11 protein-coding genes and 1 pseudogene are annotated in these 12,579 nt (G+C 66.2%); 3 read left to right on the plus strand and 9 right to left on the minus strand.

Features of this window, described 5'->3' with window-relative positions; all coding sequences use genetic code 11:
* Positions 1-101 precede the first annotated feature (101 nt).
* Entirely contained in the window at positions 102-1,751 is a 1,650-nt protein-coding gene (locus AC07X5_RS09215; RefSeq protein ID WP_494769877.1) for a methyl-accepting chemotaxis protein, read from the minus strand.
* Positions 1,752-2,156: 405 nt separating this feature from the next.
* The gene (locus AC07X5_RS09220; protein ID WP_494769878.1) at positions 2,157-2,576 is read right to left on the minus strand and encodes a BLUF domain-containing protein; all 420 of its coding nucleotides are present in this window, start codon (positions 2,574-2,576) and stop codon (positions 2,157-2,159) included.
* Between the two features lie 169 nt (positions 2,577-2,745).
* On the opposite strand from AC07X5_RS09220, the pseudogene AC07X5_RS09225 reads away from it, so the two are divergent.
* Positions 2,746-3,567 (plus strand): annotated as a pseudogene (locus AC07X5_RS09225) (transposase); the annotation flags it as partial.
* A gap of 139 nt (positions 3,568-3,706) precedes the next feature.
* On the opposite strand, the gene AC07X5_RS09230 reads toward AC07X5_RS09225, so the two are convergent.
* Positions 3,707-4,324, minus strand: coding sequence for a hypothetical protein (locus AC07X5_RS09230; protein WP_494769879.1), 618 nt, complete (start codon positions 4,322-4,324; stop codon positions 3,707-3,709).
* 177 nt (positions 4,325-4,501) lie between these two features.
* On the opposite strand from AC07X5_RS09230, the gene AC07X5_RS09235 reads away from it, so the two are divergent.
* Entirely contained in the window at positions 4,502-5,872 is a 1,371-nt protein-coding gene (locus AC07X5_RS09235; protein ID WP_494769880.1) for a PQQ-dependent sugar dehydrogenase, read from the plus strand.
* Between the two features lie 16 nt (positions 5,873-5,888).
* Here the strand turns inward: AC07X5_RS09235 and AC07X5_RS09240 are convergent, their stop codons facing one another.
* The 4 genes from AC07X5_RS09240 to AC07X5_RS09255 form a co-directional block, all read right to left on the minus strand.
* Positions 5,889-6,548: a hypothetical protein gene (locus AC07X5_RS09240; protein ID WP_494769881.1), complete on the minus strand. Its 660-nt coding sequence runs from the start codon at positions 6,546-6,548 to the stop codon at positions 5,889-5,891.
* 232 nt (positions 6,549-6,780) lie between these two features.
* Positions 6,781-7,821, minus strand: a complete 1,041-nt coding sequence (locus tag AC07X5_RS09245; protein WP_494769882.1) for a phytanoyl-CoA dioxygenase family protein — start codon at positions 7,819-7,821, stop codon at positions 6,781-6,783.
* A 77-nt stretch (positions 7,822-7,898) separates the two neighbouring features.
* Positions 7,899-8,882, minus strand: coding sequence for a tripartite tricarboxylate transporter substrate-binding protein (locus AC07X5_RS09250; RefSeq protein WP_494769883.1), 984 nt, complete (start codon positions 8,880-8,882; stop codon positions 7,899-7,901).
* 34 nt (positions 8,883-8,916) lie between these two features.
* Positions 8,917-9,585 (minus strand): DJ-1/PfpI family protein, encoded by a 669-nt coding sequence (locus AC07X5_RS09255; RefSeq protein ID WP_494769884.1) that lies wholly within the window; start codon positions 9,583-9,585, stop codon positions 8,917-8,919.
* A gap of 108 nt (positions 9,586-9,693) precedes the next feature.
* Between AC07X5_RS09255 and AC07X5_RS09260 the strand changes: the two genes are divergently transcribed.
* The gene (locus tag AC07X5_RS09260) at positions 9,694-10,707 is read left to right on the plus strand and encodes a GlxA family transcriptional regulator (RefSeq protein WP_494769885.1); all 1,014 of its coding nucleotides are present in this window, start codon (positions 9,694-9,696) and stop codon (positions 10,705-10,707) included.
* A gap of 90 nt (positions 10,708-10,797) precedes the next feature.
* Here AC07X5_RS09260 and AC07X5_RS09265 read toward each other — a convergent pair whose 3' ends face one another.
* Positions 10,798-11,001: a YjfB family protein gene (locus AC07X5_RS09265; protein WP_494769886.1), complete on the minus strand. Its 204-nt coding sequence runs from the start codon at positions 10,999-11,001 to the stop codon at positions 10,798-10,800.
* A gap of 114 nt (positions 11,002-11,115) precedes the next feature.
* The gene (locus AC07X5_RS09270) at positions 11,116-12,534 is read right to left on the minus strand and encodes a dihydrolipoyl dehydrogenase (protein ID WP_494769887.1); all 1,419 of its coding nucleotides are present in this window, start codon (positions 12,532-12,534) and stop codon (positions 11,116-11,118) included.
* Positions 12,535-12,579: the final 45 nt, after the last annotated feature.

Below are 12,579 nucleotides of genomic sequence, written 5' to 3' on the forward strand. Positions count from 1 at the left end.
ACTTGCGCCATGCCTTTGCTGAGGGGAGTAGGATGCATGTTGAGCATTGCGAGCCGCCAACCGACCGCGCTTACCCCAGCGAGCTCTTTAACGTCCAGCTATCACCGAGCAAGGCGGGCAAATTGGGGCGAATGTTCTGCGAATTCACGATTGCCGGGCATCGACAGGCCCTGCCTCGCATTCGCGTCGTCGGCGACCTGGAACACCGCCACGAGTTCGGCCAGGCGCCGGGCTTGCTGACGCAGATTCTCTGCGGCCGTGGTGCTCTCGCCTACCAGAGCACCGTTTTGCTGTGTCATCTGGTCCAACTGAGTAACTGCCAGGTTCACCTGCGAGATGCCGTCGCTTTGCTCTGCGGCAGCGGTGCTGATCTCGCCAATGATCCCGTTGACGCGCTGAACGCCCTGGACAATTTCGTCCATGGTCGCGCCTGCATTGGCCACCAGTTGGGTGCCTGAATCCACCTTCTCGACGCTGCTCTGGATCAGCGACTTGATCTCCTTGGCTGCAGCGGCACTGCGCTGGGCCAGACTGCGTACCTCAGATGCCACCACGGCGAAGCCGCGCCCCTGCTCTCCCGCCCGGGCGGCTTCGACCGCCGCGTTGAGTGCCAGGATGTTGGTCTGGAACGCGATGCCATCGATCACCCCAATGATGTCGGCGATCTTCTTGCTGCTCTGGTGGATGTCCTGCATCGTGCTGACTACCTGCTGCATGACCTCGCCGCCCTTGGTGGCGGTGCCGGCCGCCGTCGTGGCCAACTGGTTGGCCTGGCGGGCCGAGTCGGCGCTCTGGCGCACGGTGGCTGTGAGTTCTTCCATGCTGGCAGCCGTTTCTTCGAGGCTGCTGGCAGCCTGCTCAGTGCGGTTGCCCAGATTTCGATTTCCGCTGCCGATATGGTCGCTGGTGACGCGCAGTTCCTGGATGTTGTCGCGCACTGCCGACACCAGTTCATGAAACCGCTGCTGCATGTCCCGCACCGCCACCATCACGCTGCTGGTGTCGCCAGGCCTGACCTGCACGGGCACCGTGAGGTTGCCTTGCTCAATGGCCTGCACGACGGACCGCACCTCGCTGGGCTCGGCCCCCAGCTCGAGGCCGATGCTTCGCGAAACCGTCACGGTGGCCGCCACGCTGATCAGCACGGCCAGGAAGGTGATGGACAGCATCACGCCTGTGAACTGGCTGGCATCCTGGTTGGCGGTGTTGCTGTTCTTGATGATGCGGGCTTCCTCGTAATCGATCAGCTTGTTGGCGGCTGCCAGCCATTGTTCGTACTGCGGCTTTGCTTCAGTCCAAAGCAAGGCCTCTGCGCCGGCGCGGTCACCCGACTGCATTAATGCCACGACTTTGACAGTGGTGGCCACAGTGCGTGCCTCTATGTCCTTTAGTGCCTGCACCATAGGTTCAACCTCAGGAGGAACCAGGCTGGCAGCTTTGAGTACCGCATCCAGCTGGGCGGCCGACTTTGCATAAAAATCGGCCAGCCTCGCGATGGACTCAATCTCTTTTTTCCGCGCTTCCTCGCTGGGAGCGAGCACCACGTCGCGCACGGCGATGGAGCGGTCATGGGCCGAGCCCCGAAAGTTGATGGCCACCCGCTGGATCGCCGCGTTCTGTGTAGCGTTGGCCGTCAATGCGCTATCGATGCCTCGCGCGATGACCACGCTGTAGATCGACATGCCCAGCAAGGCCAAGATCACCAGGCCAAAGCCGGCCATGAGACGGTGACTGATTTTCCACGTATGCATTGAAGAGTGCCTTAGAGGGGGACGGTGACGACGATGGAAAAACCGGCTTGTCGACAACGCGTCCGCCGTCGCATAGGTGTTTACATTTAATAACGAATATACCATCAGGTCATAAAATAACTGATTAGTAAAATCTATTTGCCCAATAGTAACGGTATGGGCGTGCGGCGGCAGCAATCCCCTTGTTTGGAGGGTGGTTCCTGGAAGGCTGGGGATCAGGGTCGTTGCGTTGGAAGCGATGGCTTAACGTCAGGGCTCGTTCCAAAGGCGCAGATCTTCCCTAGCGCATAGCCCACCCATAAACCGCCGCGGGGCGCAGAAGTTGACTATTCAGCCGCAGTGGCTCAGCCAATGAGGGGGACAAGCTCCTCGGCGAGTCTTTGGTCCCTCTGTGCGTCAATACGGCTACTCGAGCCAGCGCACGTTCTGCAGGATCTCTTCGAAAAAGCTGCGCAAGCTTGCCGTGCCCATGGTGTACGGGTCGAAATCCGCCGTGCCGGAGTATTTGAGGAACAACTGCCGGTTGGTTTCAAGTGATGCAATCAGCCCCATGGACCAGCCCGTGAAGCGGCGGTGCGGGATTTCGTTCATGTCCAAGACCGCCGTGTCGCGGTGGCGGTCATCCTTGAGCAGTCGGTGGTACAGCGCATTCACCGCAGTACGGTCGCCTTCGAGCAGTTGCAGAAATATGCCGTTGTTCAGGCACAGCGCACCCGTGATGCCTGCGCGGGTGTTGTTGCGCTGCGATGCACTCAGGATGTCCTTGACATCTGCAGGCCCCAGAACGCGCGAGCATCGGCTCGCGTAGATCAGTTGTATCAACATGTTTGCCTCCGTTGTGGCGGAGTTTGGCAGGCTTGAGCGCTGTGCGTTTACCGTAACCCAATACCCCGCAAATCCGCTGGCGACTTGGTAGTGTCATGGTCCAAAGAAATAGGACACCTCGATAGGGGCCCATAGACCCCAGAGGAGATGACGAAACAAGAAAGACAAAAGAGAGCGCCGAGTCTTTGACGCGGCATTCAAGCTGCAAGTGGTCAAGATGATCCGAGAGCAGGACCTGAGCGTAGGCCGGGTCTGCAAGGATCTGGACCTGGTGGACAGCGCGGCGCGCCGCCGGCTTGCGCAGTACGACGAAGAGGCGGCCGGGCGTCCAGGCATTGGCAAGCCACTGACGGCCGAGCAGCAGCGCATAGGCAATTGAAATCTCAAGTCAGGCAACTGCAGTCGGACAATGAGCTGCTAAAAAAGCGTCGGCCTTCTTCGCCCGGGAAATGAAATGATTCAGGACCTGGTGAGTGCACAAGCACAGGCGCAGAAGGCCTCGGTAAGCCAATGGTGCAGGGTTATTGGCATCAGCCGCTCTGGCTGGTGCGCAGCTGAAGTTGCAAGGGTGGGCTGTTGGGCGCCACATAGCACGCCAGTTGATGCGCACCAACGGTCTGCGAGAGCGCTGGCGGCGCAAGTTCCCGCACACCACCGACAGCCGCCATGGCTTTGCGGTCGCAGACAACATACTGGCGCGCCAGTTCAAGCCGGCCAGACCCAACCAGGCATGGGTGAGCGACATCATCTATGTGCGCACGCGCAGTGGCTGGCTCTATCTGGCCGTGCTGTGCTGGATCTGTTGGAGCGGTGCTTGCTGAATCTGAAGGTAGAGCGGGTCTGGCAGCGCGATTATGCAAACCATGCCGAGGACAAGGCTCACATCGCGGACTACATCCTGGGCTTTTACAACCCCGTCAGGCTGCACTCCACACTGGGATACCAGTCACCCAGCAACTACGAGTTGCGAATGGCACTGGCAGCTCACTGAAGCCGAACTTCCCCTATCGGATAGTCCGAAAAGATCTGACGACGACACCAAAAAACCGTGAAAAATTCCACGGAAACGACAGGCGTCATATCTGGACACCTTGTCGGTGGATTTCCGTCTTTTCAGCGCACCGAAGTGGCTACTCCACCTGCGCCGTCTCCACATAGATCAGTTCGCACGAGTTGGCGCCCGAATCCGAGCGGGTGAGCGAGCTGGTCCAGCGCCAGCCGCCGGGGTGCGTGACCTCCACCAGCTGGCCGGTGATGCGCACGAAACTGCCCTTGCGCGCCTTTTTGAGCGCCCTCTCGACGGCCGGGTTGGCCGGGATCAGGTGCATGTTGGCCGAGGATTCGATGATCTCCTGCAGCGGAATCGGCGGCTGGTTGGACCAGGAATAGCGGTACCAGCGCCCGCCCTGGGTGATGTTGAGCGGCTCGTACACAGCCGGCTCGGCCATGCGCCGCCAGCCCAGGGCCAGGTCCACGGGGGAAAGGTCGGCCTCGCGGCCGAAGGAGTATTCCTCGCGCCCGAGCACCCGGGCGCGGATGGCGAATTGCGCCAGCGGCCTGACCTGGTAGCCCTGCAGTGCGAAAGCGGGCGCGCTGGTAGCGGTCTGCTGCGGCACCTCGGCAAAGGCCTGCTGCGTGGCCGATTGGCCTTGCAGCTTCTTGTCCACGCGGCCCACGCGCAGCTTTTCGACCGCGAAAAAGCCGATGAACAGGATGATCGCCAACAGGACGACGGTCTTGAGTCTCATGGTGGTGTGCTTGCCGTGCCTGTGCAGGGCCTGGGGGGTAGCGCAAATGTAACGCGGGCCGCGCATTTTGCGCGATTGGCTGACAGGGCACGCAGGCCCACGCCTCCACACTGCCCGGTGCAGGTCCGTGCGGCCTTGCCGCCGTGCCATCCATCCCTCTGACCAAAGGCCCATGCCATGCCACTTTCCTTTCCTTCGACATCGCTGCGTTGGCAGGTGCTTCTGGCCGGCCCCGTGCTGGCGGCCAGCCTGGCCGCCTGCGGCGACACCGCCATCCTTTCGCCCGAGCAGGGCATGGGCAAGTCGCCCACCTTGCCGGTGCCCAACCCATCGCTGATCCCCACGCTCAAGATCGCGCCTGCCAAGGGCTGGCCCGAGGGCGCCATGCCCACTGCCGCCGTGCCGGGCCTGTCGGTCACGCCGCTGGCCACCGGGCTCGACCACCCGCGCTGGGTGATGGTGCTGCCGGGCGGCGACGTGCTGGTGGCCGAGAGCCAGGCGCCACCCAAGGGCGAGGGTGCGCCATCGGGCGGAGTGTTCGGCGCCATCCGCGGCTGGGTCATGAAGACGGTGATGGGCAAGGCCGGTTCCGGCAAGCGCCCCTCGGCCAACCGCATCACCTTGCTGCGCGATGCCGACGGCGACGGCAAGGCCGAGACGAAGAGCGTGTTCCTGCAGAACCTGAACTCCCCCTTCGGCATGGCCTTGGTCGGCAAGGACCTCTACGTGGCCAACGCCGATGCGGTGCTGCGCTTTGCCTACGAGCCCGGGCAGACCAGCATCACCACGCCGGGCACCAAGGTGCTGGACCTGCCCGGCGGCCCCATCAACCACCACTGGACCAAGAACCTCATCGCCAGCCCCGACGGCAGCAAGCTCTACGTGACCGTGGGCTCCAACAGCAATGTGGGCGAGAACGGCATGGCGGCCGAAGAGGGCCGTGCCGCCATCTGGGAGGTGGACCGCGCCAGCGGCAGCCACCGCATCTTTGCCAGCGGCCTGCGCAACCCCAATGGCCTGGGCTGGGCGCCTGGTACGGGCGCGCTGTGGACGGTGGTCAATGAGCGCGACGAGATCGGCAGCGACCTGGTGCCCGACTACCTGACGTCGGTGAAGGATGGCGCCTTCTACGGCTGGCCCTACAGCTACTACGGCCAGCATGTGGACCAGCGGGTGCAGCCGCCCCGGCCGGACCTGGTGGCCAAGGCCCTGGCACCCGACTATGCGCTGGGCTCGCACGTGGCCCCCCTGGGCCTGGCCTTTGCACAGGCGCCGGCGCTGGCGCCCCAACTGGCCAGCGGCGCCTTTGTGGGCGAGCACGGCTCCTGGAACAGGAAGCCGCTCAGCGGCTACAAGGTGGTGTTCGTGCCGTTCGCTGATGGTCAGCCCTCGGGCCTGCCGATCGACGTGCTCACGGGGTTTCTGAGCCCTGAAGGCAACGCCTACGGGCGGCCGGTGGGTGTGGCCATGGATGCGCGTGGCGGGCTGCTGGTGGCCGACGATGTGGGCAATGCCATCTGGCGCGTGGCTGCGGCAGCGCCCAGGTAGCGCTGCGCCGCCATGGTCAGCGCATGCCGATCGCGTGCAGCGCTTTCTGGAGCGTGAACTGGAACACGGCGTGCTGGTAGGGGTCTTCTATGAGGACTGTGTGGGTCGCCCGGCCATCGCTCAGCGTGAAACCGTTGGTGTAGCCGCTGATGTTCACCAGGGTGTCGAGTGCCAGGGCAAAGGATTTGTGGTCGCCGGCGAAGATCACGCGCTCGTCGGTCACCACCAGCTCACCGGTCGCGACGATGAGGGCTTCATTCACTGCGATGCTGGTGGCGTTGCTGCGGTGGTGGGTGACGACGCCAAACAGCGCTGGACGGCTGGTGCCCGCGGTCTCGGTCTCATAACCCACGGTATGGACCTCCCTGAGGTGTGCCTGGACCGCCGCATAGGCCACTTCTCCGGGCCGCACCAAGGCCTGCCGCGGGACCATGGGGGCCAGGGGTTGTTCCTGCAGCCGCGCAAGTGCCTGCTGCTCGCTGGCCTGGCGCTTGCGGATGCCACGCGCGCTCACCACCAGAAAGAAACCCAGGGCGCCCGCGATGCCCCCGGCGACGGCGCCGCCGATCACGGACCCGAGCGGCGTGGCGCCCGACGGGGGCTCGCCCTGCAGCCAGAGCCGCAACGAATTGACGGGCACCAGCGCGAGCATCACCACGATGGCCCACGAAAACATTCGCCCCTTGCTCATTGATTTGCTTCTCCCTCGGATCTCTCCACCATGGCTTCCAAGTCTACCGATTACCCGCGCATCGAGCTTTCCGTGCACGCCTGGATGCCCCATGGCCCCGGCGGCTGCGCACCTGGCATTGCCAGGGTGAGGGTCGGTTCACCGTGTCGGGCAAGGCCGTCAGCCGCCGCTCGATGTTCGCGCCGCACATGCTGTAGCCGGCTGAGCGGCCAGATGGTCACACCCAGTCGCCATGGGCCGGCACCTCGGCCGGGAACATGTTGATGTACTGCACCAGCCGCGGCTGCGTGGCACGGTTCGGACTCGGGCCGTGGGGCAGGGCCTGGTGCCAGATCACCAGGTCGCCCGCAGCCGCACCGATGGGGCGGGCGCCCAGGGCCTGGAAATCCTGGCGCCGCGGGTCGGCGCCTGGCGGCAGGCTGGCCAGCCAGGGCCCGATCCGGCGGTGGAAGCCGGGTACGACCGTCAGGCCGCCTTGCTCGGGCAGGGTGTCGCTGAGGTAGAGGATGCCCTGCGTGCAGAACGGAATCGGCTGCACCAGGCTCACGTCCCAGTGCAGGCCCTGGGCGCTGTAGGCGTGGCCCGGGCGCTCGGGCGGATTGAAGCCGCAGCGGTCCGTGCTGCGCCACAGGTCGGCGGTGCCCCACAGCTGGGCAAATGCCTTGTGGATGCGCGGGGAGCGGCGGTTCTTCTCGAAGGCCGGGTGCTGGAACAGCTGCACCATGACATTGCGCGGGGCGTTCGGGTACCAGGAGTCCGCATCATCCGGAGTGGCTCCCACGGCATCCCACACCACCTGCGCCGCGGCCGCGCTGTCGCTGGCAGGCACGGCCTGCCGCAGGACCACATAGCCATGCTCGTCCCAGTGGGCCAAATCGGCCGCGTCCAGCACGGGTGCCATGGCATCGATGCGGGCATGCAAATCCAGCTGCGCGGCAGGTTGCGCGCCGCCATCGACCAGGGCCTGGATGCGCGCCACGGTGGCGGCGTCGGGGGCTCCTGCCGTGCGCGCGATCCAATCCTCGAAACCGGCGAAGTCCGGCGCTTCGCGCAGCACGTACTGCAGGCTCTGCTCCAGCCCCACGCCCATGGCGGCCAGAACAAGCTGGGTGCGGTGGGCTTCCCGCGGGCCGATGCCGGGCTGTCCCTGGCGCGCAGCCATCCAGCTGGACCAGCAGCGCTTGAGGTAGGGCACTTGCAGGGCGCCACGTTCGTGGGGGGCGCAAATAAGATCGGCAGAATGCAGGGCGGTGGACATGCGGGTCTTGCGGGCAGGTGATGGCGTAGCTCTCTTTGTATCATCTGCCGTGTCCCCGTCGCATGCCGCCTGGGCTGCTACTGGGGCACGAAGCCGCTTTGCGCGACCAGCGCTGCCAGCGCCTTCGACACCTGACCCAGCCGCTGGGCCTGCTCTGCGGGCGTGCCGGTGGCCGGCGTCATGGCACTGGCCTGAAGTTTGGCCACCACTTCGGGCATGGCCACTGCTTGGTTCACTGCTGTGTTGTAGCGGGCCACCGCCGCATCGCTCAAGCCGGCAGGGGCGTACAGCCCCAGGAAGTCGCTGGTCGCATCCAGGCTCGCAAGGCCCGCCTGCGCGAACGAGGGTACGCCCGGCAGCAGGGGTGTGGCGCGGCTGACCGCCAGGATGCGCAGCTTGCCTGCCTTCTGGTGCTGCAGGAAGTCCGAGATGCCCGACACCCCCGCCGAAATCTGCCCTGCCAGCAGGTCGGTCACCATGGGGGTGGCGCCGCGATAGGCCACGGGCACGATGTCGGCCTTGAGGTGGCGGGCCACCTCGGCGGCAATGAATTCCGGTGCGGACGCTGGCGCCGGCACGCCGATGCTCGCGTCGCCGCGGCGCGCGGTGAACCACGCACCCAGTTCCGCCAGGGTGGTGGCCCCGGTCTTGGGATGCACGGCCAGCGCCAGTTCGAAGTTGGCCACGGCGCCGACGGGGCGGAAATCGGTGGCGGGCACAAAGCCGGGCGCCTTCATGGTCAGCGGCACCATGGCCACGGTGTGGGTGTTGCTCAGAAAGAGCACCGAGCCATCGGCCGGGGCCGCCTTGAGTGCCTGGGCCGCGATCTGGCCACCGGCGCCCGGCTTGTTGTCCACCAGCACAGGCTGGCCCAACTGGGTGGCGAGCTTTTCGGCCACGATGCGGGCGGCCGTGTCGGCCGGGCCGCCCGGCGGGTAACCCACGAGGATGCGGATGGGGCCGTTGTAGGCCTGCGCGGCGGCCGCGAGCGGAAACGCCAGCAGCAACGCAGCCTGCAGGCAGTGGCGGCGGGTCAGGGCGGGGGTGTGGAGGTGGGGCATGGCGCTTTCTCTCTGGCAAGGGGCTGGATCGGATTCAGGCGGTCTGGCGCGCGCTGAGCAGAGCGCGGCGCCGGTCCACGATGGGCTGCAGGCGTGCCCGGGCCGCCTGCACCAGGGGCGCGGGTGCCTTGTGCGGCGCGCCGGTGTCAAAGGGCGGCTGGGGGTCGTACTCGGCAAACAGCTGGACGCCCTGGGCCACCTCGGCGCTGCTGGCCAGCGCAATCGCCTGCAGCGCACAGTCGATGCCCGAGGTCATGCCCGCGCCCGTGATGCGGTTGCGGTCCACCACCACGCGCTCGTCCACCGGCGTGGCCCCCACCAGGGACAACAGTTCGTGCGAGCCCCAGTGGCAGGTGGCGCGGTAGCCCTGCAGCAGGCCGGCCGCGCCCAGCACCAGCGGGCCGGTGCAGATGCCCATGATCCATTGGGCGCCCTGGGCCTGCCGGGCCAGGAAGGCCAGGGTTTCTTCGTCGCTCAGCAAGGCCTCGATGCCCGGGCCGCCGGGCACGACCAGCATGTCGAGCTGGCCGCAGCTGTCGAACGATGCCGTGGGGCGGAACTCCCAGCCCAGCTCCGTGCGGAGGGTGTCGGTGTGCTTCCACACCAGGTGCAGCTGCGCGCCCGGTATGCGCACCAGCAGGTCAGCGGGGGCGACGTAGTCGATGGCGGTGATGTCCGGAAATACCAGCATGCCGATGTTCATGGGGAGGGCCTTTCGTTGCGGTGGATGTTTCGATGGCTCCACTGTAGGATTCGCCTGTCTGTCCGTCAGGACAGAAGCACCACGATTTCTGCCAACCTCGGTCCGCCCATGCCACCCACCGCCCACCAGGTCTGGTTCCTGGTTTTCGACCAATTCCAGCTGCTGGACGTGAGCGGGCCGCTGCAGGTCTTCGCCACGGCCAATGACGAACTGCGGCTGGCCGGCCGCGCGCCGGTCTACGAGACCGGGGTCTACGGCCTGTCGGGCGGTGCCGTGCGCAGCTCGAGCGGGGTGGACCTGGTGGCACGCGCGCTGCCGCAGCGCCTGGCGCGCAAGGTACAGACGGTGGTGGTGCCGGGTGGCCCGGGGGTGTTCAGGCCCGCTGCCGCGGACCGGGAGGCGCAGGACACCCCGGTGGCGGCCACCCTGGCGCAATGGCTGCGCCGTGCCTCACCGCGCATCGAGCGGCTGGCATCGGTGTGCACGGGCGCCTTCGTGCTGGCGCACACCGGCCTGCTCGACGGCGCCGGTGCGGTCACGCACTGGGCGGCGTGCGAGCACCTGTCGGCGCGGTTCCCGGCCATTGATGTGCAGCCCGATGCCATCTACTTCCGCCATGGGCGGGTATGGACCTCGGCCGGGGTCACGGCCGGCATCGACATGGCCCTGGGCATGGTCGAAGCCGACCTGGGCCGCGACATCGTGATGGCCGTGGCCAAGAAGCTGGTGATGTTCTACAAGCGCCCCGGCGGGCAGTCGCAGTTCAGCAGCGCGCTGCTGGAGCAGACCGCAGACGACGAGCGCATCACCCGCCTGCATGCCTGGATTGCCGAGCACCTGCGCTCGGACCTGAGCGTGGCGCGCATGGCCGACCAGTTGGGCATGACCCTGCGCACCTTTGCGCGCTTTTACGCCAGCCACACGGGCACCACGCCCGCCCATGCCGTGGAGCGCATCCGCCTGGAGAAGGCCTGCCGCCTGATCGAGGCACACCGGCACAGCAACAAGGCCATCGCCGTGCAGTGCGGATTCAATTCCGAAGAGGTGATGCGGCGCATGTTCATGCGCCACCTGAACGTTTCGCCCAAGGGCTACCGTGAGCGGTTTGCGCCAGAGGATTGATGGGTTGACCTGGCGGGACCAAAAAAATGCCGCCTCTAGGGGCGGCTTGTGAGGGGCTTACCTTGGAGAAATGGGGGGGGCGGTATGCCTTCAGGCAAACGTGTTGACCTGGGTGCCCAGCGTGCCCGAGGTGGCCAGGGGTGGCTGGGGCAGGGCTTGGATCAGTGTGGCGGCTGAATTGGCCTGGATGTCCAGCGCCTTCTTGAGGACGCGGATGTTGAGGGCATCGGAAGTCTCGCGGCTGGCCAGGGCCGTGGCGGTGTTGACGATGCTGTTGCTGAGGGCGACATCCATAGGGGTTCTCCGGTACTTCTCTCGCTTATCGGCATTCTGCGCCCTAAATGAAGGATGTTTGTCAATTGTTACATCCTGCCGTGGCTGAAACGCACTCCGGACGCCCTGGACGCTTCACTCCAGGGCCGCCACGCCGATGGGTTGGCAGGCCGCGAGGTCCGATTCGCTGATTTCCGGCAGGTGCCGGGCCGCGTTGCGCAGGGCGCTGCGCAGGCCTTCCTCCAGCACCGGGTGGTAGATCGGCATGCCCAGCAGCTGGTGCACCGTGAGCTTTTGCTGGATGGCCAGGGCCAGCAGGTGGGCCAGGTGCTCGCCATCCGGCGCACACATCTCGGCACCCAGCAGGCGCGCATTGCCTTTGTCCGCATAGACGCACAGGCGGCCGTGGTTGCGCAGGGCGGCGCGGGCGCGGCCATGCCGTTCGAAGTCCACCGCACCGACCACGGTGTGGGCCGGATCGAGCTGGTCGAAAGGCGTGCCCACCACCGCGATATTGGGGTCCGAGAACACGATGGACAAGCGCGTGCGGCGCACGAAGCGCGTGGGCTCTGCGGCCAGCGCATTCATGCCCGCGATGTGGCCCTCGTCCGCACCTTCGTGCAGCAACGGCGCATGGCCATTGGCATCGCCCGCCAGGAACACGCGCAGCTTGCCGATCTGCTGGGTCTGCGGATCCACCTTGGGCATGCCACGCTTGTCCAGGGGCTCGCCCAGGGTTTCCAGGCCCAGGTGCTCGATGTTGGGTGTGCGGCCCATGGCGGCGATCACCTGGTCCACCACCACGCGGTTGGCGCCGCTGCTGACCTCGATTCCGCCGGGTACCTCGCGCAACTCGGCCTTGGCGTGGGTGTGCAGCACCATCTCTTTCTTGAGCAGGGCGCCCAGTTCGGCATTCAGGGTGGGGTCGCTCAGCCCGCCCAGGGCGTGGCCGGTGGTGAAGGCTGCCACTTCCAGGCCCAGGCGCGCCAGGGCCTGCGACAGCTCGACACCGATGGCGCCCATGCCGATCACGGCCACGCGCGGGCCCAGGGTTTCCTGCTCGAACAGGGTGTCGGTGGTCAGGATGCGGTCGCCAAAGGCCAGCCATTCCTCGGGCACCACGGGACGCGAGCCCGTGGCCAGGATGATGCTGTCGGCCTGGTAGCGCACGCCGCCCACGTCCACGGTGTTCGCATCCAGCAGCACGGCCCGGCCCGAGAGGCTGGCGCCGCCCAGGTCGTCGGTGGCCTTCAGGGCACCGGCCACGAAGTCATCGCGCAATGCACGCACGCGCTTGAGCACCGCAGGAATGTCGGCCCGGAGATCGCTGCCGCCCCGGATCCCGAACTCCTCGAAAGCCAGCCGCCGGTGGAAAGCATTGGCCGCCTCGATCAGCGCCTTGGACGGCATGCAGCCCACGCGGGCACAGGTGGTGCCCCAGGGGCCGTCGTTGACGATCAGGTAGCGCTCGGTGCGCTTGCGCACCTCGCGCAAGGCGGCCAGGCCGGCCGTGCCAGCGCCGATGATGATGGTGTCTAACGGCGGTTGGCCCATGGATCTCGTCTCCCGAAGTGGCAAGGAAACGCCAGTGTGCAGGGC

It is taken from the genome of Acidovorax sp. GW458-11-26-14-TSB4 (assembly GCF_059423865.1).

Bases quoted from the DNA above. Each gene is read 5' to 3' on its own strand.
- AC07X5_RS09260 (WP_494769885.1), top strand. From the start codon at position 9,694: ATGCCACCCACCGCCCACCAGGTCTGGTTCCTGGTTTTCGACCAATTC.
- AC07X5_RS09235 (WP_494769880.1), top strand. From the start codon at position 4,502: ATGCCACTTTCCTTTCCTTCGACATCGCTGCGTTGGCAGGTGCTTCTG.
- AC07X5_RS09270 (WP_494769887.1), bottom strand. From the start codon at position 12,534: ATGGGCCAACCGCCGTTAGACACCATCATCATCGGCGCTGGCACGGCC.
- AC07X5_RS09240 (WP_494769881.1), bottom strand. From the start codon at position 6,548: ATGTTTTCGTGGGCCATCGTGGTGATGCTCGCGCTGGTGCCCGTCAAT.
- AC07X5_RS09230 (WP_494769879.1), bottom strand. From the start codon at position 4,324: ATGAGACTCAAGACCGTCGTCCTGTTGGCGATCATCCTGTTCATCGGC.
- AC07X5_RS09255 (WP_494769884.1), bottom strand. From the start codon at position 9,585: ATGAACATCGGCATGCTGGTATTTCCGGACATCACCGCCATCGACTAC.
- AC07X5_RS09215 (WP_494769877.1), bottom strand. From the start codon at position 1,751: ATGCATACGTGGAAAATCAGTCACCGTCTCATGGCCGGCTTTGGCCTG.
- AC07X5_RS09265 (WP_494769886.1), bottom strand. From the start codon at position 11,001: ATGGATGTCGCCCTCAGCAACAGCATCGTCAACACCGCCACGGCCCTG.
- AC07X5_RS09250 (WP_494769883.1), bottom strand. From the start codon at position 8,882: ATGCCCCACCTCCACACCCCCGCCCTGACCCGCCGCCACTGCCTGCAG.
- AC07X5_RS09245 (WP_494769882.1), bottom strand. From the start codon at position 7,821: ATGTCCACCGCCCTGCATTCTGCCGATCTTATTTGCGCCCCCCACGAA.
- AC07X5_RS09220 (WP_494769878.1), bottom strand. From the start codon at position 2,576: ATGTTGATACAACTGATCTACGCGAGCCGATGCTCGCGCGTTCTGGGG.